Source organism: Paenibacillus sp. ALE2 (assembly GCF_054113385.1).
In genome coordinates this window covers 704,266-718,783 of sequence record NZ_CM134213.1, presented here as the reverse complement: position 1 = coordinate 718,783, position 14,518 = coordinate 704,266, and the positions used below count along the sequence as shown (strand labels likewise).

The 14,518-nt window shown below is 48.1% G+C and carries 14 protein-coding genes and 1 riboswitch; of the genes, 10 read left to right on the top strand and 4 right to left on the bottom strand.

What is annotated here, in order from left to right:
• Positions 1 to 93 precede the first annotated feature (93 nt).
• Positions 94 to 708: a superoxide dismutase gene (locus tag ACXHJ1_RS02900; RefSeq protein WP_107734919.1), complete on the bottom strand. Its 615-nt coding sequence runs from the start codon at positions 706 to 708 to the stop codon at positions 94 to 96.
• A 520-nt stretch (positions 709 to 1,228) separates the two neighbouring features.
• Here ACXHJ1_RS02900 and ACXHJ1_RS02895 point away from each other — a divergent pair.
• From ACXHJ1_RS02895 to ACXHJ1_RS02865, 7 genes are all read left to right on the top strand, one after another.
• Positions 1,229 to 1,654 (top strand): GNAT family N-acetyltransferase, encoded by a 426-nt coding sequence (locus ACXHJ1_RS02895; RefSeq protein ID WP_013369410.1) that lies wholly within the window; start codon positions 1,229 to 1,231, stop codon positions 1,652 to 1,654.
• Positions 1,655 to 1,773: 119 nt separating this feature from the next.
• On the top strand, positions 1,774 to 2,358 hold the full coding sequence (gene lepB, locus ACXHJ1_RS02890; protein WP_117290627.1) for a signal peptidase I: 585 nt from the start codon (positions 1,774 to 1,776) through the stop codon (positions 2,356 to 2,358).
• 93 nt (positions 2,359 to 2,451) lie between these two features.
• Complete coding sequence (gene rnhA, locus ACXHJ1_RS02885) at positions 2,452 to 2,889, top strand: ribonuclease HI (RefSeq protein WP_019686138.1); 438 nt, start codon at positions 2,452 to 2,454, stop codon at positions 2,887 to 2,889.
• A 97-nt stretch (positions 2,890 to 2,986) separates the two neighbouring features.
• Positions 2,987 to 4,720 carry a tRNA epoxyqueuosine(34) reductase QueG gene (gene queG / locus ACXHJ1_RS02880; protein ID WP_457905569.1) on the top strand — a complete coding sequence of 578 codons (1,734 nt, stop codon included), beginning with the start codon at positions 2,987 to 2,989 and terminating at the stop codon, positions 4,718 to 4,720.
• Positions 4,721 to 4,825: 105 nt separating this feature from the next.
• A complete protein-coding gene (locus ACXHJ1_RS02875; RefSeq protein ID WP_013369414.1) occupies positions 4,826 to 5,080 on the top strand; it encodes a YneF family protein in 255 nt (84 codons plus the stop codon).
• 54 nt (positions 5,081 to 5,134) lie between these two features.
• Positions 5,135 to 5,728, top strand: a complete 594-nt coding sequence (gene folE, locus ACXHJ1_RS02870; RefSeq protein WP_013369415.1) for a GTP cyclohydrolase I FolE — start codon at positions 5,135 to 5,137, stop codon at positions 5,726 to 5,728.
• Positions 5,729 to 5,926: 198 nt separating this feature from the next.
• On the top strand, positions 5,927 to 6,772 hold the full coding sequence (locus ACXHJ1_RS02865; protein ID WP_434659569.1) for a lipoate--protein ligase family protein: 846 nt from the start codon (positions 5,927 to 5,929) through the stop codon (positions 6,770 to 6,772).
• 11 nt (positions 6,773 to 6,783) lie between these two features.
• Here the strand turns inward: ACXHJ1_RS02865 and ACXHJ1_RS02860 are convergent, their stop codons facing one another.
• Positions 6,784 to 8,163, bottom strand: a complete 1,380-nt coding sequence (locus ACXHJ1_RS02860) for a Fe-Mn family superoxide dismutase (protein WP_019686141.1) — start codon at positions 8,161 to 8,163, stop codon at positions 6,784 to 6,786.
• A gap of 252 nt (positions 8,164 to 8,415) precedes the next feature.
• Entirely contained in the window at positions 8,416 to 9,453 is a 1,038-nt protein-coding gene (locus ACXHJ1_RS02855; protein ID WP_017428436.1) for an alpha/beta hydrolase, read from the bottom strand.
• A gap of 277 nt (positions 9,454 to 9,730) precedes the next feature.
• Here ACXHJ1_RS02855 and ACXHJ1_RS02850 point away from each other — a divergent pair, with 277 nt between their 5' ends.
• Both ACXHJ1_RS02850 and thiC read left to right on the top strand, forming a co-directional pair.
• Complete coding sequence (locus tag ACXHJ1_RS02850; protein ID WP_457905568.1) at positions 9,731 to 10,474, top strand: IclR family transcriptional regulator; 744 nt, start codon at positions 9,731 to 9,733, stop codon at positions 10,472 to 10,474.
• Positions 10,475 to 10,591: 117 nt separating this feature from the next.
• Positions 10,592 to 10,703, top strand: a riboswitch (TPP riboswitch).
• A 186-nt stretch (positions 10,704 to 10,889) separates the two neighbouring features.
• A complete protein-coding gene (gene thiC, locus ACXHJ1_RS02845; protein ID WP_457905567.1) occupies positions 10,890 to 12,734 on the top strand; it encodes a phosphomethylpyrimidine synthase ThiC in 1,845 nt (614 codons plus the stop codon).
• A gap of 206 nt (positions 12,735 to 12,940) precedes the next feature.
• On the opposite strand, the gene ACXHJ1_RS02840 is transcribed toward thiC, so the two are convergent.
• The gene (locus ACXHJ1_RS02840; RefSeq protein WP_010348453.1) at positions 12,941 to 13,093 is read right to left on the bottom strand and encodes a hypothetical protein; all 153 of its coding nucleotides are present in this window, start codon (positions 13,091 to 13,093) and stop codon (positions 12,941 to 12,943) included.
• Positions 13,094 to 13,599: 506 nt separating this feature from the next.
• On the opposite strand from ACXHJ1_RS02840, the gene ACXHJ1_RS02835 reads away from it, so the two are divergent.
• Entirely contained in the window at positions 13,600 to 14,436 is an 837-nt protein-coding gene (locus tag ACXHJ1_RS02835) for a YitT family protein (protein WP_013369422.1), read from the top strand.
• Positions 14,437 to 14,518 lie beyond the last annotated feature (82 nt).

Genomic DNA, 14,518 nt, shown 5'->3' with positions numbered 1-14,518 from the left:
TTACCACAGAATGCCAAAAGGGCTGTCTCATTCGTAGAAAATCTACTTTAGAGACAGCCCTTCATGATTTAGGATAAGAATGTTGTTACTGGCTTATTTCTTTGCAGCCGCGTAACGTTTGTTAACTTCATCCCAGTTGATTACATTGTAGAAAGCTGCAATGTAGTCTGGGCGTTTGTTTTGATATTTCAGGTAGTAAGAATGCTCCCAAACGTCCAGTCCAAGGACCGGAGTCAGACCTTCGAACAGCGGGCTATCTTGGTTTGGAGTGCTAGTGATCGCCAATTTGCCGTCTTTGCCGACAACCAGCCAAGCCCAGCCGCTACCAAAACGAGTTGTAGCTGCTTTAGTGAAGTCTTCTTTAAATTTGTCATAGCCGCCCAGTTCATTGTTGATGGCTTCAGCAATTGCACCTGTTGGCTGTCCACCGCCGTTAGGACCGATAACTTCCCAGAACAGGCTGTGGTTGTGGTGTCCACCACCGTTATTGCGAACCGCAGTGCGGATGCTTTCAGGAACGCTGTCCAGATTGGAGATCAGATCCTCCAGGCTTTTGCTTTGCAGTTCAGGAGCGCTTTCCAGAGCTGCATTTAAGTTCGTAACATATGTGTTATGATGACGATCATGGTGAATTTCCATTGTCAGTGCATCAAAATGTGGTTCCAGTGCGTCTTTTGCGTAAGGAAGTTCAGGTAATTGAAATGCCATAATAAAATCCCTCCTGGTTATATGGTTGGGTAAGTGTTCCTATGTAATAATACCCTCGATAGTTATATTAAACCGCATTCAGCCTATTTTTTCAACATTTTTGTTTGTAAAATACCAAACTGGGCAATTGGGCCTGGTAGCTAGCATGTCCAAAAACACGATTGGAATACATAATACATAGGTAATAAGAGGTAAATTGTGAACATTAAAATGTAAACGCTTTATATACAGCGCTTACATGAGAAAAAGGGATGTATTCCGTCAAAAAGTATGGTTTAATGGTCAAGGAAGCAGAATTTTGGGCTTTTTTGTCGTCTGCTATAAACTGTCATGTCTATGACACGACAAACTTGAGGGCATACACCCTTTTCCTGTTCTTCATTTCATATATAGCAGATCGTATGCATTTTTATCATAATGCCTTGTGATTAACACCATGATAAGCGCTTTATGGATTTATGTAAAAATGACGGTGCTGTCTCAATTTATTTATTATGCTTACGAAAAGGGAGATATTACTATGCACGTTCGTTCCTTTCAATTAAGTGATGTGAATTCAGTAACGGAGCTCATGCAAATTGCCTTGTCGGAGGAGTGCTACAAAGAGACGGTGGGTGCTTTTGCCCGTCAGCTTTCGTGGGATTCCGGTTTGATCGTCGTTGCCGAAGAAGAGGGAGAGATCGTTGGTGCCCTGATTGGCACGATTGATCAGAATCATGGTTGTTATTATCGTATTGCTATTCACCCGGATCATCGTCGGATGGGAATCGGGAAATCGCTTGTGGAGTCCATGGAGCAGCGTTTTCAGCAACGTAAGGTTAGCCGTATTTGGGTAGCAGGGGACAAGCATAACAGTGCGGCCATGCCGTTGTACGAAGCTATGGGCTACGGAGCAAGCCAGATTTTACAGGCGTTTCAGAAGCTGAGTATTTTGGCACCTCATTAATCGGTATTCGATATACAGAAACGAAGTATAATATTTACATTTAGAGCATATCTGAGTAACCGTTGCAATCGGGTACGGGATATGCTTTTCTATTTATAACAGGGTTGAGGAGGTTAATTATGGACGCTTTGGCTCCTTCGTCAGACCCGCTTCCTTCACCGGAAACGTCCAAACAGGCAGGTCGCTCTGGTTACATACGCGATTGGTTAGTCACTCTGCTGATCGCGATGGTTGTCTTGCTGCTTCTGAACCTGTTTGTATTTAACTTGTCTACGGTCAGAGGACATTCGATGCAGCCGACGCTAATGGAAAGCCAGCATTTGTTCGTTAACAAGCTGGTTTATAATTTTCATGATCCGGGAAGAGGGGACATTGTGATTTTAAAAGATCCCGATTCCAAACTGTCCAGCCCAAGATTTTTAGTGAAAAGAGTCATAGGTATTCCCGGAGATGTCATTCGGATTGAGCATAATCATTTATATGTAAACGGTGAGCTGCTAAATGAACCGTACACCAACTCGGACGTGGAGGATGGTGATTACGGTCCTTTTACGGTGGAGCCAGAACACTTCTTTGTCATGGGAGATAATCGCCATACGGCTGCAAGCAAGGATAGCCGGTATTTTGGCAGCGTTAAGTCTGAAGATTTACTGGGACGTGCAGAGTTTATATTTTGGCCGATCTTGGAGTGGAAGTGGCTATAGAGCAGTTATGAGTCTGAAATCAATGGGGAACACGCACAAACAGATCAGAGTTATAACGGATCAGCGATTCCCAATCAGGAAAGGAAGAGGACGATGAAAGAAGTGATGGTTTATACCGACGGTGCTTGTTCGGGGAACCCGGGCCCAGGGGGCTGGGGGATTGTTTTGCTGTATGGAGAGCATCGTAAGGAGCTGTCGGGTGCCGAAAAAATGACGACAAACAACCGCATGGAGATCAAGTCGGTGATTGAAGCGCTGAAGCTGCTCAAGGAGCCGTGCCGTGTAAAAGTACACAGTGACTCTGCCTATGTCGTCAATTGCTTCAAACAAGGCTGGATTAAGAATTGGCTCCGTAATGGCTGGCGCAACAGTAAAAATCAGCCGGTGGAGAACAAGGAACTTTGGGAAGAACTATGGGAACTAATGGGTAAGCATGAGGTTGAATATGTGAAGGTGAAGGGCCACAGTGACAACGAACTGAATAATCGCTGTGATTTTCTGGCGACGAGTGCTGTTAAAAATTTACGGTAGCATCTGCTGCTATTTTCTGTTGAAATTTGAGATAGGAGAATGATACATCATTCTCCTATCTGTCAACGAAGAATTGTGAAAGAGAGGTGAGTATCGGATGCAACGCGAACTAACTCGGACGGCGACCGGAACGGCTTCGACTTGGGCTTCGCTCAAGCAGGAAATTATTGAGGCAGCTCCAGGGCTGGGGATTGATTCTATCGGGTTCGCATCCGCCGATCCCTTTCTGTCTCTGAAAGCTATATTGGAAGAGCATCGTGCTAAAGGCTATGAATCAGGATTTGAGGAGCCCGATATTGATAAGCGTATCTATCCAGAGCTGTATGGCTCGCAGCCCGCATCCCTGATTGCCATTGCGGTGGCGTATCCTTCGAAAATGAAGGACCCGCCGAAGTCGGACAAGGGCAAATACCGTGGTATTATGGCGCGTTCAGCCTGGGGCAAAGATTATCATCTGGTACTGCGCGAAGCGATGGAAAAGCTGGAGGCTTTTATAAGTGAGCGGGTACCTGATGCACTGTTGAAAAACATGGTGGATACCGGAGAATTGTCGGACCGAGCCGTTGCGGAACGCGCAGGAATTGGCTTTAGCGGCAAAAATACGATGATGATTTCACCGACACTGGGGTCATGGATTTATCTCGGGGAGCTGTTGACGAACATTCCCTTCCAGCCCGATGAACCGGTTACGAATGGTTGCGGAGAGTGCACCAAATGTTTGGATGCATGTCCTACCGGCGCGCTTGTAGGTCCGGGACAGCTGAATGCCCAGCGGTGTGTGTCCTTTTTGACGCAAACCAAGGGCTTTTTGGACGAGGAGTTTATGCTGAAAATAGGGAATCGGCTGTATGGATGTGATACGTGTCAAATCGTATGTCCCAAAAATCGAGGCCTTAACTGGGATCATCATCCCGAGCTTACACCCGATCCTGAAATTGTAAAGCCGTTGCTGTTACCGTTACTGGATTTGAGCAATCGTGAATTCAAAGACCGGTTTGGTCAAAGTGCAGCGGCTTGGCGGGGGAAGAAGCCGATTCAACGCAATGCAGTCATTGGTCTTGGCAATTTCAAGGATGTTAGCGCGGTGCCCAAATTGACGGAGGTTTTATTGGATGATCCGCGTCCCGAGCTGCGAGGCACGGCGGCGTGGGCTTTGAGTCGAATAGGAGGGGAAAACGCTATGACAGCGATCAAGCAAGCATCAGAGAAGGAACAACATGAGCAAGTACGCGAAATGATCGCGCAGGCGCATTCCAAACTAGCGGAACAAGAGCAGGCAGAGCAGCAAACTTCTGCTGAATTAAAGACGGAGGATTCACAGGGTCCAACTAAGATTTATTATGACGAAATGGAGACGCCTGTGGGCACTCTGACGCTGTGTGCTACGGATCGAGGGCTATGCCGAATTGACTATGGCTCTTTTTATGCGAAGGAAGCATTGCTTCAGCAATGGGCCCGGACATGGGTCGGGGAATATGTCTATGTACAGGAGCCGGAAAAGCTGCGCGAAGCTGCAGAACAACTGCGTGAATATTTTGCGGGAGAACGACGGGAATTCAGTATAGCCTATGATTTGAGAGGCACTCCTTTTCAAGAGCAGGTATGGCGCGCACTGCAAAATATTCCGTACGGACAAAGTGTGTCCTATCAAGATATTGCAGAATCGATTGGACGAGCCAAGGCGATACGTGCTGTCGGCGAAGCCAATAACAAAAATCCATTGCCTATCCTGTTTCCATGCCACCGTGTATCGGGTGCAAACGGTAGTTTGGTTGGCTATGCCGGAGGCTTGCCAGTCAAAATGAAGCTGCTGGATTTGGAGAAGGAATAAGGACATATGTTTGCAAAAAGTAATTTGCTAGCTGTCCCATGTTTTGCTATGATAGGTTCGTGTAATTCAAGATGTCTCATATAAATATACAGAGGTGACGACTTCGTGGTGTGGAATATTGTCATTCCGATTATTACCCTGATTGTTGGCTTGGTCGGGGGATTTTTCATCGGTGCTTATTATCTTCGCAAACAGCTTGAAAAGATGCAGAACGACCCTGAAACGCTGCAAAAGATGGCCAAACAGATGGGCTACAACCTGAATGGGAAACAGATGCAAAAAGCCCAGCAGATGATGAAGAACCAACAGTTCTCCAAAAATCAGCCTGGTGCGCGTAAAAATCAGGGCCGTCGGAAATAATGAGCAACGTGAGTACGGATGCCGCATGAGGTTGCTGCATAGAGGAGGATTACTGTGGCTGGCGTAAAAGATTATATTAACCGCAAAGCTGCGGATAACCGGGATAAAATCGAGTACCATGTGGAGCAGATTTTAAAACTGATCGGTGAGGACCCCAAGCGTGAAGGTTTGTTGGAAACACCAGCACGTGTTGCGCGCATGTATGAGGAAATATTTGCGGGTTATGAGGTTGATCCACGAGATGCGCTGGGTGTGACATTTGACGAGAATCACGAGGAGCTTGTAATCGTGAAGGATATTGTCTACTACAGTCAGTGTGAACACCATATGGCTCCTTTCTTCGGAAAAGTGCATATCGGCTATGTACCCAGCGGTAAAATTGTAGGACTAAGCAAGCTAGCCCGTTTGGTGGAGGCGGTGACCCGCCGATTGCAGGTACAAGAGCGTATTACATCGCAGATCGCTGATATTTTAAATGAAGCGGTTTCCGCTCACGGAGTTATGGTGGTCGTGGAAGGCGAACACTTGTGCATGTGTGCCAGAGGTGTCAAAAAGCCTGGCAGCAAAACGGTAACGTCTGCCGTACGCGGTACGTTCCGTGATAATGCAGCACAACGCGCAGAGTTCTTGTCCCTGATCAAGGAATAATTGAACAGAATGCAATGGTTAGTGATAAAAAAAGGGTGGTTTACGCATAGGCGTAGCCGCCTTTTTTTGTTAACATCGGTAATAGTGACAATGGGATAGCTACTGTGAAGAAGATGAAATAAAAAAATAGCAGCATGCTGCCTTGAAAATTACGATTAGCCTATGGATAACAGTTATTTTTAAGATAGGGGATAACGTATGGACCATATACATAGCTCAACAGAAATAACAACAGCATTGCCTGAGTTGCAATGGTTGGAAGCGCCACTGATGACTACTCAGGAAGACGTATTGTTTCCGCTGGCTTGGGAGGAGCTGGCTTGTCGGCAAGTAGGGAAAGGAGCTGCGCCCATTTTGCATGTATGGCGGCATCCGGCAGCGCTTGTGATTGGTCACCGGGACCGCAGGCTTCCCAACGCTCCACAGGCGATGGAGCGAGTGCGCAGTTCAGGAACGTCGGTATGCGTGCGTCCTTCAGGTGGAGCAGCTGTCATGCTGGACAGGGGGGTACTGAACCTGTCCTTGATCTTGCCGAATCCGCAGCGGGCCATCAGCCTGCATGAGGATTTTCGGCTCATGGCAGGGCTGATTGCCGATGCGCTGGCCCCGTGGTCTGCCGAGGCGCAGACTGGAGAAATCATCGGGTCCTTCTGTCCCGGGGATTACGATGTGAGCGTCCGAGGACGCAAGTTTTGCGGCATTGCGCAACGGCGTCAAGCCAAGGCGTATATCATCACAGCCTTCGTGATGATTGAGGGCCACGGAGCAGAGCGCGCACAGGCGGTGCAGCAGTTTTATCGGGAGGCAGCCGGGGATACACCGGCAGGCGTGCTGCAGCCGGATTATCCCCGGGTTAATCCGGCAACGATGGGCAGCCTGGCAGAGCTGGCCGGAGTGCCGTCTGTCGAGGCGTACACAGCATCGCTACGCCGTGTAGTCGAGAGTCGGGCGGCCATTTTGCCTGCCGATGGCTCGCTGGTGCAACCGGAAGAATTGACTGGACAAATAGAAGCGCTCAGAGAGCGGTACGATTTGCAGGTGTAGTTTATTCTAGCTTAGAATGGTTGCCATCTCAGCTTGGAGGCTTGAGCGTAGCGCGCTTCCACTTCAGGCCAGTTGACGACATGCCACCAATCTTCGATGTATTTATTGCGTTCAGCCTGATGCTTTAAGTAATATGCGTGTTCCCACACATCGATCGCCAGCAGCGGAATAGACTCCCATTGAGTCAGGTTCTGGTGCTTTTCGGCCTGCAAAATTTCAAGCCGCCCGGCGCGCGGACTCCACACCAGAATGGCCCAGCCGCCGCCTTCGACCTTTTCGGCTGCTGAACTAAATTGCTTTTTGAAGGCATCGTAGCTGCCAAAATCCTTTTTAATCTGTTCAGCCAGCGGTCCGCTTGGGTTTCCACCGCCTTGAGGGCTCATGATCGTCCAAAAAAGAGTATGCAGATAATGACCTGCACCGTTAAATGCCAGTTCACGTTCCCAATGCTTTACGAGATCAAAATCACCTGTTTTTCGGGCTTCTTCCAGTTTCTTTTCCGCTTTATTCAGATCATTCACATAGCTCAAATGATGCTTGTCATGGTGAATACGCATCGTTTTTTCATCAATGTACGGTTCAAGCGCATTATAAGGGTAAGGAAGCGGAGGGAGCCGATGTCCGCCAATAGGGACCGGGCGACCGATTAAGGACTTTTCCGCTGGCGAAGGTTGAGCCTGGCCGGACTGGACGCCTTTAGTAGCCCCAGAACCTTCTCCTCTCATGCCGGCATGCCGCTCTCGAAACGCTTGTTCCGGGTAATCCTTACCCTCTGCCGCTACATGATACAGCCCAGCGGCTCGCGCGATGGAGCCGGGCTCTTGAAAGGGAGTGGTTGAGATCAGGAAATATTGACTTTCATGTGCTGCGTGTATTACAACTCCGGCGGATTTTGGCTGTTGACGCAATGCATGACTGTGTTCAGTCAGCAAACCTAGCTGCCGTACATATTCTTGTGATTGACGGTTCGCGGTTTGCAGCAAATCGTCCAATCGACGATTTAATTCCTGTGAGGCAGGCTGTGAATTCAAGCCTGATTCAGACAACGATTTCTCTCCAGTCGCTGATGCGTCTGATCCCCTTGAATGTGCTGATGATTCATCCAGCTGGTGTGTATGTGCTTGAGGAACAGACGACTCTTTTTTCCATTGATGCTGCCATGCCTGTTCTGCCGGATCAAGCGCGCTCCGTTGCTCTTCGAGCAGCTCGATGGCGGTGCGTTCCGTTTGTTCGAATACGGTTCGCCAATCATCCAGCAGCCGCACATAAGCAGGTTCTAGCCCTTCAGTAGCAGATTTAATTACTTCCACGTGCCAACTTTCCTGCTGCTTCCAATGACGAATTTCCTCCAGCACACGTAAGGGCAGGAAAGACCCATAAGTACTCAGCATTCGTTTTTACCTCCCGTATCCCGCTATGGCTATCCGGCAGATCTAGCAGATCTGTCCTGGATGCATATGTACCCAGTATATTCGCCGTCTCACCGTGAATATGTCTATGAACTTCCTTCATCAGGTTATACCTGTTGCGCAGAACAATAATTACTCATGGAAAATAAAAAAAGAAGCCCGTCTACGGCACGGGTTAAGTGTCCATAGGCAGGCTTCTTTAAGACGATGAATACTTGTTTTAAAAATAATTTCTTACTTCGTAGTCGTTTGTTTATGGGCAGCAGCAGTGGTTTTCTTGTCCTCTAGCTCCTGCACACTGCTTAGAAATGTCGATACCCGTCGCAAATATTCACGGGGATGCTCTCTGAAAATAAGCTCATGTATCCCGTTTTTGACAATCCATACACTGGAAAGCGGGTTGGTTTGATTGGCAGCAAGCTTTTCCGCAATGGGGTAAGGAGCCTTTTCATCCTGTGTACCATGCACAAACATGATTGGAAACGGATAGTTCTCCTTTTTAACCTCTTGATATGGAATCTGATGCAAGCTGGTGCCGTTTAAGACTGGAAACAGCAACTCCAAAATTTCCAAAGACGGATGTCTCGGCAGATTAATTTGATTGTGAATGTTATGGTACAGTGTATCTGGCTCCAGCAGGAAGGTACTGTCCAAAATCATTGCGTCCACATCCTTGGTTTGCAAGCCCGCCTGAAGAGCGGTTCCTGCTCCCATAGAAAAGCCCCATACGATAATTTCCGACGAGCCGCGTTGCTTCGCAAGCTGAATCGCTCCAAGAAGCTGCTGGGATTCCGCCTTACCTCCGGTTGCGACGGCCTTGCTGTTTTGTGACGCGAATCCATAATCAAACATGACCACATTAAAGTTCAGACTGTGGGCATAATGCGCCAGATCATACATAGGAATCCAGCTTTCTTCGCGATTAGCCCCGTAACCATGACTGAAAATAATGGTTTTCCGCGATTGATCCGCCGGGATATACCAGCCTTGTACGATACGGCTACCATCCTTGGCTGGGAAGCTGACATCTTCATAAGGCATGCCTTTGGCCTGCATCGGATTAGAGTACAAGGGTGCGACGGTGGGATTCGTAAGCACCCAGGCGATGTAAGCATGCAAGGCAATAAAGCAAAACAACAGAAAAAATACGACCGACAGCAGCAGAGCAATCACAACGTGCTTGAACCGCAGCATACGGGGATTAAAGAGTGGGGTGGACGGCTCCTGAACAGCGGTCTGTAGCTGAGCGTTGCGCTGGGATGTCGAAATCATGTAAGAGCCTCCTTATATAAAATTAGGTATAATTCCACTTGAAAATAGTAGGGTATGTCCGTATAGATACCTATTATCGTATGATGGCTATTATCCAAAGTCAACGCCTGAACCGGAAAAGTAAAAATGATGCAAAGAATTGTCGATGTTTGTTCTTGTTCTGTAATATGGTTGTCACAAAAACATCGGTTTACAGTAGCCGCGACTATTCTATATAATTTATGTAACCATGTTTCATAGTGTGAAACGAATATGGATACAAGAGGAGCGGTTCACGATGGAAGACCGTAAATTAACCGTCCGCGCTGTAGAGCGTGCACTTGATATACTGCTGTGTTTTACCGCAGAATCTGATCTTGGTCTAACGGAGATTGCCTCCCAAATTGGTCTACATAAAAGCACTGTTCATCGTCTTTTGACTACGCTGGAGGATCGGGGATTTGTCGTTCGGAATGCCGAAACGGAAAAATATAGGCTTGGTTTTCGCATATGGGAGCTGTCCACGCATCTGTCCCAAAGCGATGAGCCGGCGGTGTTGTTACAGCCTGCAATGGAAGGACTGCGTGATCGCTTAGGGGAAACGGTCAGCTTGTACCTGCGGGATGGAAGCATGCGTATTCGCATACAAGCCGTGCAGAGCAATCAGGCGATCCGCAGGGTTGCGCCTGTGGGTGCGTGTATGCCGCTGGCTGTGGGAGCCTCCAGCAAGGTGCTGGCGGCCTTTATGCCACCACAGGAGCTGGAGGTGTTGCTAAGCAGTGAAGAATGGCCACCTTCGGTAGACCCGGAGGTTTATAAAGCCCAGCTGCAGGACATTCGTGAGAAGGGCTATGCGACCAGCTATGAAGAACGTGAGCCAGGAGCTGCGGCTGTGGCCGCGCCTATTGTGAACCGAAAGGGACAGGTCACGGCGGCTTTATCTGTATCCGGCCCGGTCAGTCGACTTGCGCCCGAGACGCTGCATGAGTTTGCACCGATTTTGATCGAAGCAGCCAAGGAAATGGGGCTTATGCTTCCGTGACAGTAATCAATACAAAAGGAAATCATACAAGGGTTGCCAAAGCTATAAATTTAAAGTAGTCTGATAGAGATGGCGGTATGTCTGTTATAGCCACCAATTCATGTGAATAGAAAGTATCACAGTTACTGGGGGAGCCTGTAATGCGGGCTGAGATGGAATCAGGCAAGATTCCGGACCCTTTGCACCTGATCTGGATCATACCAGCGTAGGGAAGTAATCGGCCATTGAAATGTATACGCAGCTGCTGTCTACGACCGCGCATTGGAATATGATTATTCCACGTGCGATCGGTTTGGATAGCTGTTTCGTTTGATTAGCCGGTTCCCTAGGGAACCGGCTTTTTTGCATAGATCAGCGCCACCCTGGGAATGGTTCGGATCGGTGTGTCATTTCAACGAAACGGGAGGAATGGACCATGAAACCGACAGAAACAAAAGGAACAAAAGAAACAGGAGTGAAATCAGCAGATGCAGGATTGGCAGGAATAATAGAAGTAGAGGGAGAGAAGGCCAAAGCGGAGCAAGCCAGTGGGCTAAAGCCCTTTCCGGGGAGCCGTAAGGTGTATATTCAAGGTTCTCGGCCGGATATTGCTGTGCCTGAGCGTGAAATCGCGCTAAAACCCACACATACGCCGCAGGGAACCGAGTATCATGAGCCACTGCGTGTATACGATACCAGCGGTCCGATGACGGACGAAGCCTACCAGGTCGACATCCGTCAGGGATTGCCACCATTACGGCGAGCTTGGGCACTGGAACGGGGAGATGTGGAGGCTTATGAGGGCCGCGCCGTCAAGCCGGAGGATAACGGGATGAAGCCTGGTTCCAAACGGGAGACAGTGGAATTTCCCGGCGTGACCAACCGTCCGCTACGGGCCTCGCAAGGACGCACCGTGACGCAAATGCACTATGCGCGGCAAGGGATCATTACGCCTGAAATGGAATTCGCGGCGATCCGCGAAGGCGTAGAGCCCGAGTTTGTACGACAGGAGCTGGCGGCTGGACGAGCTATTTTACCTTCAAATATCAATCACCCGGAAAGCGAACCCATGGTCATTGGGCGCCAATTTCACGTAAAGATCAATGCAAACATTGGAAATTCCGCGGTTACGTCCTCCATCGAGGAGGAAGTGGAGAAGATGGCCTGGGCTGTACGCTGGGGCTCAGACACCGTCATGGACCTGTCTACAGGCCGGAATATTCATACAACGCGCGAATGGATCATCAGGAATTCTCCCGTACCGATTGGAACGGTGCCGCTATATCAGGCACTGGAAAAGGTGAACGGCGAAGCTGAGAAGCTGACGTGGGAGCTGTATCGAGACACGCTGATTGAGCAGGCGGAGCAGGGAGTGGACTATTTTACGATCCATGCGGGTGTATTGCTGCGATATATACCGATGACGGCGAATAGAATGACGGGAATTGTATCCCGGGGCGGGTCGATCATGGCAGCCTGGTGCCTTGCACACCATCAGGAGAATTTTTTGTATACGCATTTTGAAGAAATCTGTGAAATTATGAAAGCCTACGATGTGGCCTTTTCTCTCGGGGATGGTCTGCGTCCAGGGAGTATCTATGATGCGAATGATGAAGCACAATTTGCAGAGCTGGAGACGTTGGGCGAGCTCACGCAAATTGCATGGAAGCATGATGTCCAGGTCATGATTGAAGGGCCAGGACATGTCCCTATGCACAAAATCAAGGAGAATGTGGATTTACAAATGGAGATTTGTAAGGAAGCCCCCTTTTATACTTTAGGGCCGCTGACGACGGATATCGCACCAGGATATGATCATATTACCTCAGCTATCGGGGCGGCGATGATCGGTTGGTTCGGGACGTCCATGTTGTGCTACGTTACGCCGAAGGAGCACTTGGGTCTGCCGAACAAAGATGATGTCCGCGAAGGAGTTATTACCTACAAAATTGCCGCGCATGTTGCTGATCTGGCGAAGGGTCATCCGCGGGCACAGCAGCGGGATGATGCTTTGTCCAAGGCGCGTTTTGAATTCCGCTGGCGCGATCAGTTCAATCTCTCGCTTGACCCTGAGCGGGCATTGTCCTACCATGATGAAACGCTACCAGCAGAGGGGGCCAAGGAAGCCCACTTTTGCTCGATGTGCGGTCCCAAGTTTTGCAGTATGCGTATCACGCAGGACATTCGTGCCTATGCGGCCGATAAGGGACTGAATACTGAGGAAGCCGTTGCCGCCGGGATGCGAGAGAAGGCAGAGCAGTATCGGGAAGCTGGGCAGTAAAAATCGGTAGCGATACAAAAGTCAATCAACTGGGAAGCCTCAACGAAAATTACAGTTAAGCTCGTCAGAGGTTTATTTCCATAAACGTATGAGCAAGGTTTAGAAACGCGTGAGTAACAAAAAGCCGTGGTTCTCTACAGTCGATGTAGAAACCACGGCTTTTCAGCTTATGTAAAGCGGGATCATGCTACCGGATTAACGGAGCTTTATTTTTTACCCATTTTTTCATTCAAAATGTCCTGAAAGCTGAGCTTCTTCTCCGAGCTGTCTTCTTTCTTCTGCATACTCACCGCGTTGGCACGTTGGTATTGGTGGTGAAAAGGCATCAGGGTGTGGACAGTTAAGTTCATTGTATTCATGTGGTCATTCCTCCAATTCCATTTTGTCAAATTCAGATTGAGTTGCTTAGGACGTCTGTATAGGACTATGTATATGTACTTGATGTCGTAATGCCGTGTAGGTTGCTTGGTAATGTTTCAATCATTATACCCGCATTTATCCAAAGTAAAACGCTTTTGACATAAAACAGGAAGATGGTCGTATGTGTCCAAAATGTGTATTAGGAGGATGGTCATTTTAGGGGAAAATGTGCCTAGGGCCTAAACAAGGGCTAGAGGCCCGTTTTCTCAGTTTAGTAGTCGGGATTGTGTTTTTTTGTCGAATAACCTTGTATTAGCGGAATTTTGCGGAATTATAAGGTTGGACTAAGGCAGTCTGGTGGCGAATTAAAGTGTCAAAGATGTATTGACTTTATGTTGGGTAGTGGATACCATGAACTGGTTGTCAGCGTATTTTGGCAAGAAGAGTCAGCCAATCCATCTGGCAATTCATCCGTTGAAATGTTAGAGAGAGGATTAGAGCATATATGAAAAAAAGTATTGCAGATATCGTATTTATTATTCTAGGTGCGTTTTTTTTCGCGCTCGCTGTTAATCTGTATGTGATCCCGAATGAATTTGGTGAGGGGGGCGTTACAGGGGTCACGATCATCTTGTACTACCTGTTTCAGTGGTCTCCCTCGATCGTCAATCTGGTCATTAATGGCTTGCTGCTGATTGTCGGATATAAATTTTTGGACAAGAGAACGACTCTGTATACTATAATTGCGGTCGCTTTTAACTCGCTGTTTTTACATTTAACAGTCAACTGGCGGATTGATTCGCATGAGCCGACGATTAATGCCGTATTTGCCGGAGTTTTGGTAGGGGTCGGCATTGGCTTAATTGTACGGGTTGGTGGTACAACGGCAGGAACAGTCATTTTAGCCCGGATTGCCAACAAGTATCTGGATTGGAATATCAGCTATGCCTTGTTGTTTTTTGATCTGATTGTCGCCTTCTCTTCCTACTTTATTATTGGCCCGGAAAAATTAATGCTAACTATCGTTATTTTGTACGTCGGTACGAAAGTTATGGATTTCATGATTGAAGGATTGAATCCGAAAAAAGCGGTCATGATCATTTCGGAGCATCAAGACAAAATTGCCGAGATGGTCATTACACAAATGGATCGTGGAGTCACCGTCCTGTCAGGCCACGGATATTACACCAAAAATCCAAAAGAAGTTTTATATATCGTCATTAGCAAACAAGAGGTGTCAGCGCTTAAAAAGATTGTGAAAGCTATCGATACAGCAGCATTTATCACCATTCATGACGTACGGGACGTATTCGGAGAGGGCTTTTTGGATATTTCGAAGTAATTGGCGTGTGAAGCTAAGGTTATAAGAGAACGTGGCTAGAAGTCGGTCCTGAGAGGATCGACTTTTTTTGTCCTGTTTGTTG

What these genes read in the sequence shown, in the direction of transcription:
- ACXHJ1_RS02900 (WP_107734919.1), bottom strand. Translation starts at nt 708, where the DNA reads ATGGCATTTCAATTACCTGAACTTCCTTACGCAAAAGACGCACTGGAA.
- ACXHJ1_RS02895 (WP_013369410.1), top strand. Translation starts at nt 1,229, where the DNA reads ATGCACGTTCGTTCCTTTCAATTAAGTGATGTGAATTCAGTAACGGAG.
- lepB (WP_117290627.1), top strand. Translation starts at nt 1,774, where the DNA reads ATGGACGCTTTGGCTCCTTCGTCAGACCCGCTTCCTTCACCGGAAACG.
- rnhA (WP_019686138.1), top strand. Translation starts at nt 2,452, where the DNA reads ATGAAAGAAGTGATGGTTTATACCGACGGTGCTTGTTCGGGGAACCCG.
- queG (WP_457905569.1), top strand. Translation starts at nt 2,987, where the DNA reads ATGCAACGCGAACTAACTCGGACGGCGACCGGAACGGCTTCGACTTGG.
- ACXHJ1_RS02865 (WP_434659569.1), top strand. Translation starts at nt 5,927, where the DNA reads ATGGACCATATACATAGCTCAACAGAAATAACAACAGCATTGCCTGAG.
- ACXHJ1_RS02860 (WP_019686141.1), bottom strand. Translation starts at nt 8,163, where the DNA reads ATGCTGAGTACTTATGGGTCTTTCCTGCCCTTACGTGTGCTGGAGGAA.
- ACXHJ1_RS02855 (WP_017428436.1), bottom strand. Translation starts at nt 9,453, where the DNA reads ATGATTTCGACATCCCAGCGCAACGCTCAGCTACAGACCGCTGTTCAG.
- ACXHJ1_RS02850 (WP_457905568.1), top strand. Translation starts at nt 9,731, where the DNA reads ATGGAAGACCGTAAATTAACCGTCCGCGCTGTAGAGCGTGCACTTGAT.
- thiC (WP_457905567.1), top strand. Translation starts at nt 10,890, where the DNA reads ATGAAACCGACAGAAACAAAAGGAACAAAAGAAACAGGAGTGAAATCA.
- ACXHJ1_RS02840 (WP_010348453.1), bottom strand. Translation starts at nt 13,093, where the DNA reads ATGAATACAATGAACTTAACTGTCCACACCCTGATGCCTTTTCACCAC.
- ACXHJ1_RS02835 (WP_013369422.1), top strand. Translation starts at nt 13,600, where the DNA reads ATGAAAAAAAGTATTGCAGATATCGTATTTATTATTCTAGGTGCGTTT.